Annotated in this window: 15 protein-coding genes; 12 read left to right on the top strand and 3 right to left on the bottom strand. The window is 62.9% G+C overall.

Going from position 1 to position 18957, the window contains the following annotated elements:
• From OGL93_RS17780 to OGL93_RS17760, 5 genes are all read left to right on the top strand, one after another.
• Positions 1-1746, top strand: a 1746-nt coding sequence (locus OGL93_RS17780; RefSeq protein ID WP_263264121.1) for a TonB-dependent receptor, incomplete at its 5' end; no start/stop codon positions are given.
• Between the two features lie 117 nt (positions 1747-1863).
• Positions 1864-3756 (top strand): extracellular solute-binding protein, encoded by a 1893-nt coding sequence (locus OGL93_RS17775; protein WP_263264120.1) that lies wholly within the window; start codon positions 1864-1866, stop codon positions 3754-3756.
• 1 nt (position 3757) lies between these two features.
• A complete protein-coding gene (gene yejB, locus OGL93_RS17770) occupies positions 3758-4822 on the top strand; it encodes a microcin C ABC transporter permease YejB (RefSeq protein WP_263264119.1) in 1065 nt (354 codons plus the stop codon).
• Positions 4822-5844 (top strand): ABC transporter permease, encoded by a 1023-nt coding sequence (locus OGL93_RS17765; protein WP_263264118.1) that lies wholly within the window; start codon positions 4822-4824, stop codon positions 5842-5844. The genes yejB and OGL93_RS17765 overlap by 1 nt, the downstream gene beginning before the upstream one ends.
• A 1-nt stretch (position 5845) precedes the next feature.
• A complete protein-coding gene (locus tag OGL93_RS17760) occupies positions 5846-7468 on the top strand; it encodes an ABC transporter ATP-binding protein (RefSeq protein WP_263264117.1) in 1623 nt (540 codons plus the stop codon).
• Between the two features lie 340 nt (positions 7469-7808).
• Here the strand turns inward: OGL93_RS17760 and bglX are convergent, their stop codons facing one another.
• On the bottom strand, positions 7809-10100 hold the full coding sequence (gene bglX, locus OGL93_RS17755; RefSeq protein WP_263264116.1) for a beta-glucosidase BglX: 2292 nt from the start codon (positions 10098-10100) through the stop codon (positions 7809-7811).
• 199 nt (positions 10101-10299) lie between these two features.
• Here bglX and OGL93_RS17750 point away from each other — a divergent pair, with 199 nt between their 5' ends.
• Positions 10300-11514, top strand: coding sequence for an SAM-dependent methyltransferase (locus OGL93_RS17750; protein ID WP_263264115.1), 1215 nt, complete (start codon positions 10300-10302; stop codon positions 11512-11514).
• Position 11515: 1 nt separating this feature from the next.
• Here the strand turns inward: OGL93_RS17750 and OGL93_RS17745 are convergent, their stop codons facing one another.
• Positions 11516-12529 (bottom strand): DUF4917 family protein, encoded by a 1014-nt coding sequence (locus OGL93_RS17745; RefSeq protein WP_263264114.1) that lies wholly within the window; start codon positions 12527-12529, stop codon positions 11516-11518.
• Positions 12530-12772: 243 nt separating this feature from the next.
• Between OGL93_RS17745 and OGL93_RS17740 the strand changes: the two genes are divergently transcribed.
• Entirely contained in the window at positions 12773-13822 is a 1050-nt protein-coding gene (locus tag OGL93_RS17740; protein ID WP_263264133.1) for a glycerophosphodiester phosphodiesterase, read from the top strand.
• On the opposite strand, the gene OGL93_RS17735 is transcribed toward OGL93_RS17740, so the two are convergent.
• On the bottom strand, positions 13816-14040 hold the full coding sequence (locus OGL93_RS17735; RefSeq protein ID WP_263264113.1) for a hypothetical protein: 225 nt from the start codon (positions 14038-14040) through the stop codon (positions 13816-13818). The genes OGL93_RS17740 and OGL93_RS17735 overlap by 7 nt on opposite strands.
• A gap of 156 nt (positions 14041-14196) precedes the next feature.
• Between OGL93_RS17735 and OGL93_RS17730 the strand changes: the two genes are divergently transcribed.
• From OGL93_RS17730 to OGL93_RS17710, 5 genes are all read left to right on the top strand, one after another.
• Entirely contained in the window at positions 14197-14622 is a 426-nt protein-coding gene (locus OGL93_RS17730) for an HPF/RaiA family ribosome-associated protein (protein ID WP_263264112.1), read from the top strand.
• Between the two features lie 351 nt (positions 14623-14973).
• A complete protein-coding gene (locus OGL93_RS17725; protein ID WP_263264111.1) occupies positions 14974-15813 on the top strand; it encodes an aldolase/citrate lyase family protein in 840 nt (279 codons plus the stop codon).
• 35 nt (positions 15814-15848) lie between these two features.
• Positions 15849-16376, top strand: a complete 528-nt coding sequence (locus OGL93_RS17720; RefSeq protein ID WP_263264110.1) for a cupin domain-containing protein — start codon at positions 15849-15851, stop codon at positions 16374-16376.
• Between the two features lie 218 nt (positions 16377-16594).
• Complete coding sequence (locus OGL93_RS17715; RefSeq protein ID WP_263264109.1) at positions 16595-17521, top strand: transporter; 927 nt, start codon at positions 16595-16597, stop codon at positions 17519-17521.
• Between the two features lie 158 nt (positions 17522-17679).
• Positions 17680-18957 carry an MFS transporter gene (locus OGL93_RS17710; RefSeq protein ID WP_263264108.1) on the top strand — a complete coding sequence of 426 codons (1278 nt, stop codon included), beginning with the start codon at positions 17680-17682 and terminating at the stop codon, positions 18955-18957.

The raw sequence follows: 18957 nt of genomic DNA, 5'->3' as shown, positions 1-18957 counted from the left end.
ACCGAGGCCACTTCGTTCTTTGGTAAGGCCACTGGCAAGCTGGCCGAGGACCACAACGTCAGCCTCGATTACTTCTGGTCGCGCAACAACAACATCACCAGCGTGGCACCCGCGCCTTTGACCGGGCTGTCGCTGTCGCCGAGCTCGCCATACTACCCAGGCAACGGCATCACCCCGCTGCCGACCGATTTCACCCTGGACCCCACCCAGCCGGTGGGGGTGAACTGGCGTGAAACCGCGGCCGGCGACCGCGAATCGAAAGACCAGAACACCAGCCAGCGCTTCCAGCTCACCTTCGACGGCACCGTGGCCGGATGGGACTACAACGTGGGCGCCGGCTACAACCAGAACCAGGTATATAACAAGGTCACTGGCGGCTACGTCAGCGACGCGGCGATGATCGCCGGCCTCGAGAGCGGGCTGCTCAACCCGTTCGGCGCGCAAACCGCCGCCGGCCAGGAATATATCGACGCCAACACCTACCACGGCACCTATGCGGTTTCCACCGGCCGGGTCAGTTCGCTGGACGGCAAACTCACCCGGGAAATCGGTGACTGGTTCGGCGCGGGCCCTGTGGGCCTGGCCCTGGGCGGCGAGTACCGCAAGGAGAAATTCCACGAAACCGTGGAGGACTTCGCCGGCGACCTCTCTAGCCTGGGTGTGGACCCCAACAGCTCGGTCTCGGGCGACCGCAGCATCAGCGCCGAATACGCCGAGATCAACGTACCGGTGCTCGACAGCCTGGAGTTGTCGGCCGCCGTGCGCCACGACAAGTACAGCGACTTTGGCAGCACCACCAACCCCAAGTACTCGTTCCGCTTCCAGCCGTTCAAGGAACTGGTGATGCGGGGTGCCTACAGCGAAGGCTTCCGCGCCCCGTCGTTGTATGAGCTGAACAACCCTACCTACACCACCTTCACCCAAGGCAACTACAACGACCCGCGCCTGTGCGCCGGCGGCACGGTGCAGCCAGGGGGCAATGGTGGGCGGGACTGTAACCAGCAGTTCCTCAACAACACCGGCGGCAATAGCGATCTCAAGCCTGAAACCGCGCGCAACGTCACCGCAGGCTTCGTGTATCAACCTGTGCGCAACCTGTCCATGGGCCTGGACTTCTGGTGGATCAAGATCAACGGGCAGATCGAGGAGTTCCCCGAATCCGAGGTGTTCGCCAACCCCGAGCTGTACGCCGACCGCATCGTGCGCGCGGCCGATGGCTCCATCGACCACATCATCACGGGCCTTGCCAACCTCGGTAAGCTCAAGACCAGCGGCGTGGACGTAAGCCTGAACTACCGCTTCCCGCAGACCGGCTTCGGCCAGTTCGGCCTGGACCTGCAAGGCACCTACGTCACCCGCTACGACTACCAGCAGACCATCGGCGGGGCATACATCGACCGCGTAGGGGACTTCCAAGGCTACGGCGTGGCCGCGCGCTGGAAGCACAACATCACCGGATCCTGGACCTACGGCCCGGCGCGCGCCTCGATCACCAACCGCTTCACCTCCGGCTACAACGACTACGACCGCACCACTAACGATCGCGTTGCGTCCTACATGCTCTGGGACCTGGCCGCTGGTTACACCTTCAGCAAGGTGCTGGACGTGGATGTGGGCGTGAAGAACATCCTCGACCGCGACCCGCCATTCTCCAACCAGAACTACACCTTCCAGAGCGGCTACGACCCACGCTACACCGACCCCCTGGGCCGGACACTGTTCGCCAGGGCGACGTACCACTTCTGAGCCACCGTCGACGGGCAACGCTCCGGCCCGTTCGATTGCCTGCGAATCGCACCCCCGGCAGTGCATGCCGGGGTTTTTTCCAGGTTTGAAAGTGTTCGCGTTCGAGGATCGCACCCCATGCCATTGCGCGCTTTTCACGCGCTGCGCCTGATTCTGGCGGCAGCGTTCTACCTGGCTGGCCTGGCGTTTGCCCAGGCGGCCACGGTCACGGCCATGACCGTGTATGGCGAGGCCCCCAAGTACCCGGCTGGCTTCGAGCATTTCGATTACGTAAACCCCGATGCCCCCAAGGGCGGCTCGTTGAGCCGCTCCTCCGAGGAAATCTCCCGGTTCAACTACATCATGCCCTCCAGCGACCAGGGCACCGGGGTGGTCCAGGTAGACGCCTGGCTGTACTCGCCGCTGGCTTATCGCTCGTTGGACGAGCCGTACACCGTGTATGGGCTGGTGGCGGAAAAGATGGAGCGCGACCCCAACGGGATGTGGGTGCGCTTCTACCTGAACGCCAAGGCGCGCTTCCACGATGGCGCGCCCATCACCGCCCAAGACGTGGCCTACACCTACAACCTGCTGATGACCAAGGCCAGCCTGAGCTACCGGCTGCTCTACGGGGACGTACAGGACGTGGTGGTCGAGGGGCCGCGGCAGGTGCGTTTTAACTTCAAGAACAGCCTCAATCGCACCCTGGCGCTGGACCTGGCCTCCATGCGGGTGCTGCCGGAGCATTACTGGAGCGCTCATGACTTTGCCGGCGGTGGCGGCTTTACCCCACCCCTGGGCAGTGGGCCCTACCGCATCGCCAAGGTGGACCCCGGCCGCAGCCTGACCTTCGAGCGGGTGAAGGATTGGTGGGCCAAGGACCTGCCGGTCAGCCGGGGGCTGTACAACTTCGACACCCTCACGGTGAATTTCTACGGCGACACCGAAGTGGCTCGCCAACTGCTTCAGGCGCAGGCGTTCGACTACAACCGCGAGTTCTCGTCCAGCGGCTACGTGGTGGGCTATGACAGCCCGGTGCTTGCCGACGGCCGCTTGCAGCGGGCGATCCTCGCCAGGCCGCGCCCAGTGGCGGCGCAGGGCTTCGTGTTCAACCTCAAGCGGCCGATCTTCCAGGATCGCCGGGTACGCCAGGCGCTGACCTTGCTGTGGGACTTCGACTGGGCCAACCAGCACATGATGCGCAGCTTCTACACCCGCCAGAGCAGCTATTTCCCCAAAAGCGAAATGGCCGCCACCCAACTGCCAGACGCCCAGGAGCTGGCAATACTGGAACCGTTGCGAGGGCAGGTGCCTGATGAAGTGTTCACCCAGGTGTACCAATCGCCCAAGACCGACGGCAGCGGCTACATCCGCGACAAGCAACTGCAAGCGCTCAAGCTGCTGGCCGAAGCCGGTTGGCACCCGGAGCACAACCGCTTGGTCAACGCCCAGGGCGAGCAGCTCAGGTTCACCTTCCTGGACGGGCAGGGCGGGTTCGACCGCCTGGTGCTGCCGATGAAGCGCACCTTGGCGCAGATCGGCATCGACCTCGAGCTGCGCCGCATCGATGGCGGCCAGTACAACAACCTGATGAACGCCCGGGACTACGACATGATCGTGGTCAGCTTCCCGCGCAGCGGCGACCCGGTCATCTCCCCCGGGCGCGAGCTGTACAGCCTGTACGGCTCGGCCAGCGCCGACCAGCCGGGCAGTTCCAACTTCATGGTGCTCAAGGACCCTGCCGTGGACAGCCTGATCGATGGCCTGGTGAAGGCCAACACGCGCAACGACATGATCCACTACGCACGCGCCCTCGATCGGGTGCTGCAGTGGGGTTACTACTCGATCCAGAACTACTACTCCGAGGGCACCCCCACGGTGTACCTCAACCGCTTCGGCATGCCCAAGGTGTCGCCGAGCTACGACGTGGGCCTCGATACCTGGTGGCAGGTCAGCGCCAAGCCACTGACCCACCTGCAGATGAGCGCCCTGGCACAAACCCCTGGTCAGCCTTCAAGAGAGGAGCACTGAAATGCTGCGCTATACGCTGCGTCGCCTGTTTCTGATCGTTCCTACGCTGTTGTGCATCCTGGTGGTCAATTTCGTCATTGTGCAGGCAGCCCCGGGCGGGCCGGTGGACCAGGCCATCGCCCGCCTGCAAGGGGCCGGCAAGCAGGGGGTGGGCGGTGGCGGCGGGGAGCTGGCCGGCGGCAGTGGCAGCCGCTCCAGCCAGGGCCTGGACCCTGCCCTGATCGAGGAAATCAAGCGCCACTACGGCTTCGACAAACCTCTGCATGAGCGCTTGTGGCTGATGCTCGAGCACTATGCCCAGCTGGATTTCGGCAACAGCTTCTTCCGCGGTGCGCCAGTGACCGAACTGATCGCGCAAAAGCTGCCCACCACCCTCTCCCTGGGCCTGTGGGCGACCCTGATCACTTATCTCGTTTCCATCCCGCTGGGCATCCGCAAGGCGGTGCACCACGGCAGCCGTTTCGATGTGTGGACCAGCACGGCCATCATCATTGGCTATGCCATGCCGGCGTTCCTGTTCGCGATATTGCTGATCGTGGTGTTCGCCGGTGGCAGCTACCTGAGCTGGTTCCCGGTACAGGGGTTGGTGTCCGAGGGCTTCGACCAGCTCTCGACCCTGGGCAAGGTAGGCGACTACCTGTGGCACCTGGTGCTGCCGGTCAGCGCGTTGGTGATCGGCGGTTTCGCCACCCTCACCATCATGACCAAGAACAGTTTTCTCAACGAGATCAGCCGCCAGTACGTCACCACCGCCAGGGCCAAGGGCCTGACCGACAGCCGAGTGCTGTACGGGCACGTGTTCCGCAACGCGATGCTGTTGGTGCTGGCAGGCGTTCCGCAAGCCTTGATCGACGTGTTCTTCGCCGGTTCCCTGTTGATCGAAACCCTGTTCAACCTCGATGGGCTCGGCCGCATGAGTTACGACGCGGCGATGAGCCGGGACTACCCAGTGGTGTTCGGCACCTTGTTCCTGTTCACCCTGTTCGGCTTGCTGATCAAGCTGGTGGGCGACCTGTGCTACACCCTGGTCGACCCACGTATCGACTTCTCCGCGAGGGCCGCCTGATGTTCCAACTTTCCCCGCTCGGCAGGCGCCGGCTGGTGGCGTTCAGGGCCAACCGCCGCGGCTGGCTGTCACTGTGGCTGTTCGTTGCGCTGCTGGTGGTGTGCCTGTGCGCCGAGCTGCTGGCCAACGACAAGCCCTTGATGGTGAGTTATCAGGGGCGGATGTATTACCCCATCGTGCATGAGTATCAGGAAACCGATTTTGGCGGCGAGCTGCCGTTCGAGCCGGACTACGGCAGCCAATATGTGCGCGACCTGATCGCCAGCAAGCAGGGCTGGATGCTGTTCCCGCCGATCCGCTTCGGGCCGGAGTCGATGAACTGGGACCTGACAGCGCCGTCCCCCAGCCCGCCCAGCGCGCAGAATTGGCTGGGCACCGACGCCCAGGCCCGCGACGTGCTGGCCCGGGCATTGTATGGCGCGCGCGTGTCGATCCTCTTCGCGTTGCTGTTAACGCTTGTCAGCACCTTGATCGGTGTGTTCGCCGGCGCCATCCAGGGATACTACGGCGGGCTGGTGGACTTGCTCGGCCAGCGCTTGCAGGAGATCTGGTCGGGCCTGCCGGTGCTCTACCTGCTGATCATCCTGTCCGGTTTCGTGGCCCCAAGCTTCTGGTGGCTGCTAGGGATCATGGCGCTGTTTTCCTGGTTGGCACTGGTAGACGTGGTGCGCGCGGAGTTCCTGCGCGGGCGCAACCTGGAATACGTGAAGGCCGCCCGTGCCCTGGGCCTGACCGACGGCGAGCTAATGCGCCGGCATATCCTGCCCAACGCTATGACGAGCACCCTCACGTACCTGCCGTTCATCCTTACCGGGGCCATTTCGACCCTGACCGCGCTGGATTTTCTCGGCTTCGGCATGCCGGCCGGCACCGCCTCGCTCGGCGAGCTGATCGGCGAGGCCAAGCAGAACCTGCAGGCGCCGTGGCTGGGCTTTACGGCCTTCTTCGCCCTGGCGCTGATCCTGTCGCTGCTGGTGTTTATCGGCGAGGGCTGTCGCGATGCATTCGACCCTAGGAGCTGACATGCATAACAACCTGATCGAAATCCGTAACCTGAGGGTCGCTTTCGGCGAACAGGAAGTAGTCCATGGCCTGGACCTGGACATCCGTCGCGGTGAATGCCTGGCCCTGGTGGGTGAATCCGGCTCGGGTAAGTCCGTTACCGCGCATTCGATCCTGCGCTTGTTGCCTGGCGCGAACGTAAGCACTCGCGGCAGCATCCGCTTCGAAGGCAAGGAGTTGGTGGGCGCCAGCGATAAACAACTGCGGGCATTGCGCGGCAACCGCATCGCGATGATCTTCCAAGAGCCGATGACCTCGCTCAACCCTTTGCACACGGTGGAGAAACAGATCGCCGAGGTGCTTGCGGTGCATAAGGGCCTGGGCGGGCGCGCGGCACGGGCGCGGGTGCTCGAGCTGCTGCAGATGGTCGGCATCCAGGCACCGGCCAAGCGCCTTAAGGCATATCCGCATCAGCTATCGGGCGGCCAGCGCCAGCGGGTGATGATCGCCATGGCATTGGCCAACGAGCCGGACCTGTTGATCGCGGACGAGCCGACCACCGCGCTGGACGTTACCGTGCAGCAAAAAATCCTCGAGCTGCTGCGCGACCTGCAGGCGCGCCTGGGCATGTCGCTGCTGCTGATCAGCCACGACCTCAACCTGGTACGGCGGATTGCCCAGCGCGTTTGCGTGATGCGCGCCGGGGAGATCGTCGAGCAGGCCGCGTGCGAGAACCTGTTTCGTTTTCCACGCCACCCCTATAGCCGCTTGCTGATCGAAGCCGAGCCCAGTGGCCGGCCGGTGCCAGCGATGTTCGAGCACTTCCTGCTCACGGTCGACGACCTGCGGGTGTGGTTCCCGTTGCCCAAGCCTTTGTTCAGGCGCGAGCGGGAGTACATCAAGGCGGTGGATGGCGTGAGCTTCGATTTGCTCAAGGGCAAAACGCTAGGGATCGTCGGGGAGTCAGGTTCGGGCAAATCGACGTTGGGGCAAGCCATTTTGCGCCTGGTCGACTGCGAGGGCAGCGTGCGCTTCGGCAACACCCAGTTGACCCTGCAAAGCCAGGCAGGGATGCGCCCGCTGCGGCGGCAGATGCAAGTGGTTTTCCAAGACCCGTTCGGCAGCCTCAGCCCGCGCATGTCGGTGGAGCAGATCATTGCCGAGGGGCTGCTGACCCACAACATCGGCACACCCGCCGAGCGCGAGGCGGCGGTGATCCGTGTGCTTGGGGAGGTGGGCCTGGACCCGGCCAGCCGCCATCGTTACCCGCATGAGTTTTCCGGTGGCCAGCGCCAGCGCATTTCCATCGCCCGCGCACTGGTACTGGAACCGGCCTTGATACTGCTCGACGAACCGACCTCGGCGCTGGACCGCACCGTGCAGAAACAGGTCATCGAATTGCTGCGCTCATTGCAGATCCGCCATGGCCTGACCTACCTGTTCATCAGCCATGACCTGGCCGTGGTACGGGCGCTGGCCCATGACCTGATCGTGATGAAGAACGGCCAGGTGGTGGAACAGGGCCCGGCGCGCCGTATATTCGCAGCCCCGGAGCACCCGTATACGCGAGAGCTGATCGCGGCGTCGGGGTTGGGTTCGGAAGATGACGCCGCAAGCCCGCGGATGAACGCGGCGCCGGCCTGATGGAACCCAGCTTTGCGCAGGCCGGCCCCACAGGGTTTGGCCGCTTTAGGAGACCCTGTGGTTGGGCCCGTGCTCTAACACGTAGCAGCACCGCTTGCCGGAGGCAGGCGTTACAGGGCGCTGCGTTTGGATCGGGGGCAAGCCCGGCTGCTACGGCTCTGGCATGTGGGATTTCTAGGGCTGCCCGCAAGCTGCTAACCTTAGCAGCACGGCTTGCCGGCGGCAGACGTTACGCGGAGTTTCGTCTGATCGCGGGCAAGCCCGAATGCTACGGCCCTGCCGTGGAGAAGTTGGCGCCGGCCTGATGGAACCCGGCTTTGCCGGAGGCCGGCCCCGGCTACTACAGCAACTCGAAGCGCGCCTGTTTCACATCCTGGGAATCCAACCCGATCTGCACGTCGAAGTCGCCCGGCTCGGCGGCGTACTCGAGCTTGATGTTGTAGAACTTCAGGTCGTCTTCGCTCAGGGTGAAGGTAACCTCCTTACGCTCGCCGGCCTTGAGGAAGACCTTCTGGAAGTTCTTCAGCTCCTTGATCGGCCGCGCCATCGAGGCGGTAACGTCGTGCAGGTACAGCTGCACCACCGTTTCGCCATCCCGCTTGCCGCTGTTGCGCACCGTTACGCTTGCCTTGAGGGTGTCGCCGCGCTTGATGCGGTCGGCCGACAGGCGCACGTCGGACACATCGAACGTGGTGTAGCTCAGCCCATAGCCGAAGGGGAACAGCGGGCTGGTGTCTTCGTCGAAATACTGCGACGTGTAGTTGCCAGCCTTGCCGGGGGTGAACGGCCGGCCGATGGTCAGGTGGCTGTAGTACATCGGCACCTGGCCAACCGAGCGTGGGAAGGTGACCGGCAGCTTGCCTGATGGGTTGTAGTCGCCGAACAACAGATCGGCGATGGCATGGCCGCCCTCAGTGCCGCTGAACCAGGTTTCCAACATCGCGTCGGCTTCTTCGTTCTCGCGCACCAGCGACAGCGGCCGGCCATTCATCAGCACCAGCACCAGCGGCTTGCCCGTGGCACGTAACGCGGTGAGCAAGGCACGCTGCGGGGGCGGGATCTCCAGCGTGGTACGGCTGGCCGACTCGTGGGACATGCCCCGCGATTCGCCCACCGCGGCGACGATCACGTCGGCGTTGGCGGCGGCCTTGAGCGCTTCGTCGATCATTTCCTGCGCAGGCCTTGGGTCGATCTCGACCTCGGTGCGGTCGAAGATGATCCGGTTGAGGAAGGCGACGCTGTTGCGGTCGTTGGTCACGTTGGCACCTTTGGCGTAGACCACCTGAGCCTGGTTGCCGACGGCTTCGCGGATACCGCGCAGCAGGGTCACCGACTGTGTCGGCTGGCCGGCGGCGGACCAACTGCCCATCATGTCGATGGGCGCATCGGCCAATGGCCCGATCACGGCGATGGTGCCGGCCTTTTTCAGCGGCAGGGTGTTGCCCGCGTTCTTGAGCAGCACCATCGAGCGCCGCGCCACGGAGCGCGACTCTTCGCGGTGAAGGCGGCTCTCGGCATTGGTGTCGGCTGGATCTTCAGCGGCCTTGCCCAAGCGCCGGTAGGGGTCGGCGAACAGGCCCATGTCGTACTTGGCCGAGAGCACTTCGCGTACCGCGTTGTCGATTTCCGCTTCCGGCACCTCGCCGGATTTCACCAGCCCAGGCAATTCGGCGCCGTAGACCATGTCGTTCATGCTCAGGTCGATACCGGCATGGATCGCCAGCTTGGCCGCTTCCCGGCCATCGCGCGCCACGCCGTGTTTGACCAGCTCCAGGATCGCCCCATGGTCGCTGACGGTCAGGCCCTTGAACCCCCAGTCTCTGCGCAGCAGGTCCTGCATCAGCCAGGTGTTGGAGGTGGCCGGCACGCCGTTGATGGAGTTGAGCGCCACCATCACACCGCCAGCCCCCGCATCCAGCGCGGCGCGATAAGGCGGCAGGTAGTCCTGGTACATGCGGTTGGGGCTCATGTCCACGGTGTTGTAGTCCCGGCCACCCTCGACGCCGCCATACAGGGCGAAGTGCTTCACCGCCGCCATGATGCTGTCTGGGGCGCTCACGTCCTTGCCTTGGTAGCCCTGGACCATCACCTTGGCGATCCGCGATACCAGGTAGGTGTCTTCGCCGAAGCCCTCGCTACTGCGCCCCCAGCGCGGGTCGCGGGAGATGTCCACCATGGGGCCGAAGGTCATGTCCAAGCTGTCCGCGGCGGCTTCGCGGGCGGCGGTGCGCGCACTCAAGCCGATGGCATCCATGTCCCAGCTCGAGGCCAGGCCCAGGCCGATGGGGAAAATCGTGCGGTGCCCGTGGATCACGTCATAGGCGAAGAACATCGGGATTTTCAGCCGGCTGTTCATGGCCGCGTCCTGCATGGGGCGGTTTTCTGGGCGCGTGACCGAATTGAAGGTGCCGCCGATGTGGCCAGCAGCGATTTCCTTGGCGATCTGTTCGTGGGTCATTTCCGGCCCGATGCTGATCAGCCTTAGCTGGCCGATCTTTTCATCGAGGGTCATGCGCCCAAGCAGGTCGGTAATGAACGCATCCTTGCTGCTGCCGGCGGTGGCCTGGTCAGCGGCCAGGGCCGGGGAGCAGGCCAGGGCAGTGGCCAGGCCAAGCAGATACAGCTTCTTCATGAATCGGTTTCCTGGGCGGGGCCCGCGGGGGGCTGACAGATGTCGTAAACGTTTTTTTGTAATTATTCTTACCTTTGTTTGGGCCCGTTTTAACTCATTGGTGGCGGCGGATCCAGTCAGGCAGCGTTCGGCGGAGTTTTTTCCGGTTTCAGCCGCGCTGGCCTAGAATGGCGCTCCGCTGTTTTTCGAGATCCGCTTGATGCCTGTCGCGCCTGTTCCGCCTCTGCCCACCGACGATCCACGGGAGGTTTTCCTCGATCACCTACGCACGGCGCTGGCTGAAAACCGCTGGGTAAAGCTCGTGCTGGCGCGCCATGTGGGCAGCGAACCTGACCTGGAGCGCATCACGGTCAAGCCGCTCACGGTAAAAGGCCAGGCGCGCCTGGGCTTTGTGTTGCGCTACCGCACCCGCGACATCACCCGCCATCACGGGTTGGATGAGGGCCTGGCGGAGATCGCCAGCGCATTGCCCGAGCGTTTCCGCAATGCTCACCTGCAGGCCACGGACGAAACGCTGCAGCTGGAGTTCGGCAAGAAGAAGGCGCGCCTCCACCGCAGCAAGGCCGAGCAGGTGCAGGCGCCGGCTTCAGCGGAGCACGACCGCGCCAAGCAGCGCTGGCTCGACCTCGACCGGCCGTTCCTGGCCGCACTCGGCGTGACTGACCGCCACGGCGTGTTGGTGCCGGCGATGTCGCGCAAGTGGAAGCAGATCAACAAGTTCATCGAGGTGTTCGCCCATGCGTTCACGCAGGCCGGCTTGCCCGCCGAGGCGCCCGTGCGGGTGGCGGATTTCGGTTCCGGCAAGGGCTACCTGACGTTCGCCATCCATGACTACCTGCGCCATGGGCTGGGCCGTGAGGCGCTGGTGACCGGGGTGGAGCTGCGCCAGGACATGGTGCAGTTGTGTAACCAGGCCGCCGCCCAGCTCGATCATCCCGGGCTGCACTTCGAGCACGGCGACGTGCGTTCAGTGGTGCCAGCGCGGATAGAAGTGATGATCGCCCTGCATGCCTGCGACGTAGCCACCGACTATGCCATCCATACGGGTATCCGCAGCCAGGCGGCGATCATCATGTGCTCCCCGTGCTGTCATAAGCAGTTGCGGCCGCAGATGAGCAGCCCGGAACCGCTTGGCCCGATGCTGCAATATGGCCTGCACCTGGGCCAGCAGGCCGAAATGCTCACCGACAGCCTGCGCGCGCTCTACCTGGAAGCCTGCGGCTACGAAACCAAGGTGTTCGAATTCGTCTCGCTGGAGCACACCAGCAAGAACAAGATGATCCTGGCGGTAAAACGCTCAGGCCCAGTGGACGCCGCGCCACGCCTGGCGCGCATCCAGGCGCTCAAGGCCTTCTACGGCGTGCGCGAGCATTGCCTGGAAACGCTGCTGCAAGCCGACGGCCTGCTGGGCTGAATCAGCGCGCGGCCTTCGGTTTTTCCCGAGGGATATGCAACGAGGGCGCGCCCAGTGGATGGCTGGTCGCGTCGAAGAACTCCAGCTGCATCCGGTCGCCCAGCAGCGCTTGGTAGTGCTGCTTCTGGCTGAGTATCCAAGGCGCGCTGAGGGGGAAGATCGCCACTGCCATCTGCCCGATCGGCGCCTGGCGCAGCGCCGCTAGCAGGTGCGCGTCTTGCGCGCCCAACTGGTGGCCGAACAGGCACAGCGGCCCTCGATGGCTGGCCAGCGCGGCCAGGCAACTGGCGAGGTAATCCGAACCACGGATGCCGCGCAGCTTATCCGCGCTGCGGCCCTCGTTGACGAACAGCGGCACGTCGCCTGGGGTGTTGATCGCAAAGCCATCGAGCAGCTCGCTGCCGGCGGCCGCGCGGCGGCGGGTGGCACCGTCGCGGTCCTTGAGCAGGTGCAGGCCGCCATGCAGGTAGAACAACTGGTGGTCGCCGGTTGCCGGCTGGCGCGGGTCGAAGCCGGTGTCTACATCCAGTCGGTCGTCGAAGCCCTCAGGGGCCTCCCAGACGGCCCAATGGCACAGCAGGTCGTAGTTGCTGGAATAGATACAGCGGTATTCACGCAGCGCGGTGTTGAGCGCCAGGCGCGTGGCCGCTGGCAGCAGCCGCCATGGCAGATGCACGCTGCGCATGGCGTGGATCAACGCTTCCTTGATTGCGTAATAACGGTTGAGCGGCCCGGAGGCGCCGATCGCCAAGGCTGCGTTCACCCGTGTGGTGGTGTTGAGCGCGCTCAGCACCTGCTCGAAGCTTTCGCTGCCGAGCGCCTTGAACAGCGCCAGGTCGGTTTGCCCCAGCGGGCGATTGCGCACCTTTTGCGCCAGCTCGAACAAGGCGTCATAGGCAAAGCCACGCCACAGTGCCCGGCTGGCGCCGTTGCCCAGCAGCAGGCCGGGGCAGTGGCCGGCCAGGCGGGTGTCGTTCCAGGCGGGGAGGGAAGCGTTCAGGTCGTGTCGGTCCATAGCTACAGCAAATTCGGTTACCAAGGCTGGCGGCGACTGTAGCACGTTGCCGCCTTTGATCCTCAGGCGGGCCACCCTGTCATCGTTACTGCCACCCCGCTGCGCTATGCTTCACGCCTGGCGTGTAAACGCCACGCCCGGCCTGAGGATAGGCCCGGCGAATGCCCATGACTTGAAAAGGAAAAGCCTGTGAAAAGGGTTGGAAAACACCAGTGGACCACCGCGGCGTTCTGCCTGGCCTTGGTGGCCGCGCCGGCATTCGCCGCCGCGCCGTCGCCCGAGCTGCTGGCGAAGAAGGCAAACGTTGCCTACCCGGCGGTGATCGCCCACCGCGGCGCCAGCTATGACGCGCCCGAGGCTACCAAACCTGCGTACCTGGCCGCTCGCGACCTTGGCGCGGACTACCTCGAAATGGACCTGCAGCGCACCCGGGACGGGCAACTGGTGGGCTTCCATGACGATACCCTGCTGCGCACCACAGACGTCGCGGCCCGCTTCCCCGACCGTCGGGACAAGCCAATCAGCGAATTCACCCTGGCCGAACTCAAGCAGCTGGATGCCGGCAGCTGGTTCAACGCCGCTCACCCTGACCGCGCGCGGGCCGGGTTCGTCAACGCCAAGGTACTGACCCTTGACGAAATCATCGACATCGCCGAAGCCGACCCGCAGCACAAGGCAGGGCTCTACATCGAAACCAAAGTTCCCAACCTGTACCCGGGCATCGAGGCAGACTTGAAAGCCAAGCTGATCGAGCGCGGCTGGCTCACGCCGTCGGGTGAGGTCGCCGCCGGCCGCCGGGTGGTGCTGCAAACCTTCGAAAAGGCCAGCCTGGAACTGCTCGCCAAAGAAATGCCTAAAGTGCCCAAGGTGTTGTTGCTATGGGTAGGCAAAGGCAGCATCGAGCCTGAATCCACGGTGCCGTTCGCCGAATCCGGTGCCAAGGACAAGGCCACCTGGTACGCCAGCCAGCGCCCGGCCAGCAAAGAAGCCTTCACTCAGTGGGTCGACTTCGCCAAGGCCCAAGGCGCCGTCGGCACTGGCCCGTCCGCGGCGCTGACCAACGGCGGCGATCAGAGCTACATGGACCTGGTGCAGCCCTGGATGAACAAACTCACCCACACCAAGGGGCTGTTAGTGCACGTGTACACCGTGGACGAACCGGTCGACTTCGAGAAGGTGAAAAAGGCAGGGGTGGACGGCATCTTCACCAACCGCGCCGCCGAACTGCTCAAGTTCTACGGGCGCCCGGCATCGCGCTCGGTGCAGGACATTCTCGCTGCCGAAGGCTACTGACCGGTGTGACCCGGGCCGCCGCTGTGTAGCGCTGCTATCCAGCGGCTCAAGGGCTCGGCGTTGCGCTCGAGGGTGTCGAGGGCGTCGCGCACACTGCCGGCGGTGGCGGCATCCTCACCGCGCACCTCGATCCACAGGGCGAGCTCCTCGATAGCGGCGGCCAGCGCGATCTGGTTCTCGTACATCTTCTCCAAGGCATGGTGCAGCGAATCCGCCATTGTCCTTACTCCTCAGGGCCTGAAGTTACAGACCTTTCCCGGGGGCCGTTGGTGCCCGGCCTGGCGCCTGGCCAATCGAACTCAACCCAAGGGGAACCCTTTGCTGCCCGCCTGGCCCAAACCAGTGAGAGTTACTGAAGCCATTGGAGAACAGCCATGCAGGTACAGGTCAACAGCAACCAGGTGAACGCCGGCGTAGGCTTGCACGATTGGGTGAGTAGTACTGTCGAGGATACCCTGGCGCGGTTCGATGACCTTCTGACCCGGGTAGAGATTCACGTGAGTGACGAGAACGCTGGCAAGGCTGGCGCCCAGGACAAACGTTGCCAGATCGAAGCGCGGCCAAAAGGGCATACGCCCATTTCCGTGACCCACAAGGCCGATGCGCTGGACCTCGCGGTACAGGGTGCTGCGGACAAGATGAGCCACGCCTTGGAACACCTAATGGGGCGATTGGATGAGCCTGTACTCTCCACTGGCCATATGACTGCGCCGCCGGTATTGGAAGACACCCCCGCCGAGGTCGACGCGATGCTTGAGGATGACTTCCTCGCCCGGCGTGAGGCGGTTGGGAAAGAATAAGCAAACATAGGATGACGGCTTGGTCGCTTCGGCGACCAGGTTGGCCCGCACGGTCGAATCAATTCCTCACCTCCTGAACTCGCTACCCAAGCTGATCGCGCGATCTGCTCGGACCTGTCTTGACGGGAAGCGTGGCTTGAAACCCTGGCGTATCTACTGCGCCGTCGATTTACAAACCTCAGAAGCCTCATAAGGCGCTACCCGGAATTTCGGGCCTTTTGCCTGCGCCTGTGGGTGAGCTTCCTGCTGGCCCCTACCAGTGTTTCCAGATCTGGGAACGCTCCGCTTTTCATCCGAACTCCATAGTGCTAAAGTCACTAGGTGACCTGGTAAATATCGGAGTTCATTTCTATGTTTGAGAAGAATCGACTGTTAGCGATGCTCGAGCGCAAGCAGGTCCCGTTGGGGATGCAGTGTTTCACTGGCAATCCGGCGTTGATTGAGGTCCTGGGCTGTACGGGTTTTGATTTCGTCATGCTCGATACCGAACACGCAGGCAATGACCCTCACGCGATGGAAGACCTGGTTCGGGTGAGCCAACATGCCGGGCTTGTTCCTTTCGTTCGAGTGCCAGATCGCCACGACGAAGGAGCCATTCGCCGGGCGCTCGAGGCTGGTGCTAGCGGCGTGTTCTTGCCGATGGTGCGCACGGTTGAAGACGTACGTTTTGCGGCAAATTCGGCGTTCTTCCCACCGCAAGGTACCCGCGGTATCTGCCCAGCCACCCGGGCGGCTGGTTATGCCTTCAACGGCTTCGAGCGTTACACCGAGTGGAGCAATGCCGAGAGCCTGCTTATCCCAATGATCGAACACCCTGAAGGGGTACAGAACATCGATGCGATCTGCGCGATGGAGGAAGTGAAGGTCATCGTGTTTGGAGCAGGCGACCTGGCGTACGCCATGAATGAAGGCACCCTGATGATGAAAAGCCCGAAGGTCCAGGAAGCCTATCGCATCGTACTCACCGCCGCTAAACGCCACGGCGTGGCCGTCATTGGTGGGCCGGTGCTCGACCCATCGCCCGAAGCCTGCCGCAAGTCCCTCGAGGACGGCATCAGCGTCTTTTGCTTGGGTTTGGACATTCTTGGTTTCCGCCGTTTTTGCGAGCAAACCGTAAGCGCTCTCAACACGGCTATCGACGATAGCGGTTGGCAACGGCCCGCCGCGCCTCCCAGCGGTTTTCACGGCTAAGTAACGCGTCATCAGAACAATAAGAGGAAACGGCTATGGCCAAGTGGAAACGCTATGTTGTGGGCCCCAACGAGCACGGCAAGTCAGCAGTGTTAATGGAAGAGGCAAACAACGTGCAGGAGCAGGAAGGCATTTTTTACCGTGCCACGCTGTGGAGCACTAAAGAGACGCCCGTAGATAACCGAATAGAAGGTGATCGCGGCGATGACACCATGACGCGCGAGCCTTTCGCGGGCGGTATGTTGTTCCGCGCGTTGGAGATTCCGCCCGATACCCCGGACCGTCTAGGGCACATCGCCAAACTGGCCAAGCTTAACGCTGAGGTCAAACAGAAGCACCCGCCCAGCGCAGCAGACCTCGCCCGGCATCCGTCGATGCACCGCACGGACACGCTCGATTGCATCACCTGTGTGAAAGGCGAAATTTACCTGTTGACCGATGTCGACGACGTGCTGATGCAACCGGGCGATTCGGTGGTGATTCGCGGCACTAACCACGCTTGGAGCAATCGCTCAGACCAGCCGTGTCTGTTAGTCGGTTGCATGATCGACGCGAGCCTCTAAGCCGCCGTCCACGCGCATTTTTAGAGTGATTGCACACAGCTGCGCCAGCCGGTGGAGGCTTGCGCGTGGACGTTCGACGAGCGCGCAGCGGGCAAAACATAGCTGAAAACCATAGGGAAAAGCCTTCTCGGGGGCTCTTAAGCTGTGTAGAATTCATCAAGTCACTAGGTGACAAAGTGCTTCACTTTCACATCAATAAAAATAAGAAAGAGGAAGTCATGGACAAATCCAAAAGCCTATTGGCGTGCTGTTCGGGTGTTCTCGCCGCTTGTATAGGCCAGTCTGCGCAGGCCATTGAGCCAGGGTATCCGGGTTGGACCATGCCGCCTGGCGTCACCATCGGCTCTAATGCAGCAGCACCGCCACCGGGGCTATACAGCTTCAACCAGGTGTACACCATTCAGGCGACCTTAACGGGCCCCGGCGGTGCGGCTAACACCAAGTTGCACTTAGGCTCGGCGGCGTTCGGCCTTACCTGGGCACCGGGCTGGGACCTATTAGGTGGCACATACACCGCCACCGTCGTGCAGCCGTTCACCTATGCGAAGCTTGGCGCGCCGCTGGATGACCACCGCTCCGGCATGCACAACACCTATGTCATGCCTGCGGCCATCAGCTGGAAAGTGGCCGATAGCTGGTACCTCAAGGCGGGCCTGGGTGTGGGGGTTCCAGATGGCAGCATCCAGGGCGATACCGGCCTGGATAGCATCGGTAATCCGTGGTGGACCTTTCAGCCGAACCTGGTGCTGTCGTATTTGAACCACGGTTGGAACATTACCGCCAACGTGTCTGAAGAGTTCAACACCCCCAATTGGAAGACCGACTACAAGATGGGCAATGTCTTGCATCTTGACTTGGCCGCGACCAAAACCATCGGTAAATGGACGGTAGGGCCGCTGGCCACCTACGTCGGCCAAATCACCGGCGACGACTCCAGCAGTTATTACCATGACCGCATCATTACCGATCACTTCAACGTGATCTCTGTAGGCGGTTTGGTGGGCTATGACTTTGGCGGGCCGAGGCTCAATGTGTGGGCCGCCAAGGACATCAATACCAATGCTTCCGGTGGCTTGAGCCCAGACCGCGCGACCATTCCCGAAGGCTACAAGGTCTATGCCAGCTTCAGCTTCAAAGTGTTCTAGGACGGTTCTACGCAGCGGGCCCACCTGCGTCGACGTGGGCCTTTGCCGAGGTGCAAGACATGACTGATAACCAAGGGTTGAACCTGGAAGCCATCGTTGACGCCAGCCCGGTCAGCCGTTACCAGATCGGTGTGCTGGTGCTCTGTGCATTGGTAGCGATGCTCGACGGTTTCGACACCCAATCGATTGCCTTTGTCGCCCCCGCGATTACCCAGGCTTGGGGCATAGAGCCTGCGTTGTTCGGGCCGGTCTTTGGTGCAGGTTTGCTGGGTGGCCTGCTTGGCGGCGTAGCCTTCGGTCATATGGGCGATCGCTTTGGGCGCAAACCGCTACTGATCGTGGCGATTGTTATTTTCTCCATGGCCTCTTTGCTGACTCCTTGGGTGGGCTCAATGAAGTGGTTGATTGCAGCGCGCTTTATTACTGGGGTAGGGCTAGGCGGAGCATTGCCGGGCTTTATCGCGTTGGCCAGTGAATATTCCCCGGCGCGCCTGCGTCCAGGCACGGTGGCAGTGATGTTCTGCGGCTTTCCACTGGGCGCGGTGATGGGCGGGATAGTCTCCGCCAAACTCATCCCCGCGTATGGCTGGCAGGCGGTATTTTTACTCGGTGGCGCTCTGCCGCTGGTGCTATTGCCGGTGTTTGTCGCAAAGCTTCCTGAATCCTTGCAGTTTCTCGCGGTGCGTGAGCGGTCGGCCGTGATTCTGCGCATTCTTGCGCGGATGGGTTCGCCTTACACCTGGGATGCGACGGCAGAGCCCATGCGCCATAAACAGGCAACGCTGTCATTCATCAAGCTGTTTGCTCCCGGCACCGCGCTCGGCACGCTGTTGCTGTGGGTCACGCTGTTTCTAAGCCTGCTGCTCAGCTATTTCCTGATCAATTGGATTCCCATCGTGGTCAACCGCAACGGCTTGAGCGTACAGAGCGCGGTGCATGCGGTGACGATGTTGAACCTCGGTGGCATCGTCGGTTGCTTGTTGTTCGGTCGGCTGATCGTGCGCTTTGGCGCGGCACGGGTCATTAGCATCGCTTTCGCATGTGGGGCTGCGGCAGTGGCCAGTATCGGCCTGGCCGGCGGCTCGTCGCTGCTGCTGTGTACGGTGACCTTCTTCGCCGGCCTTTTCAGCCTCGGCCCGCAAATGTGCACCGTGGCGTTGTGCTCGGCCTTCTATCAAACCTTCTTACGGGCCACCGGCGTGGGCTGTGCCTTGGGCGTGGGGCGCATGGGTGCCATCACCGGCCCGCTTGTGGGTGGGCTGCTGCTGGCGGCAGGGGTGTCCTTCCTGAACCTGTTCCTGTTTGCCGGGGCTATCTGCGCGGGCGCTGCGATCAGCGTGGGCCTGCTTGGCGTTTTGGTGTTGAACCGTCGGCCAATTAACGAGCCACCCGAACATAAAGCAGCCGTGGTTATTTCAAACGGTATGACGAGGTAG

This window comes from Pseudomonas sp. RIT-PI-S (genome assembly GCF_025642975.1).
Lineage (GTDB): Bacteria > Pseudomonadota > Gammaproteobacteria > Pseudomonadales > Pseudomonadaceae > Aquipseudomonas.
The sequence above is the reverse complement of the archived record's forward strand: the minus strand, read 5'-3'. Positions and strand labels throughout refer to the sequence as shown.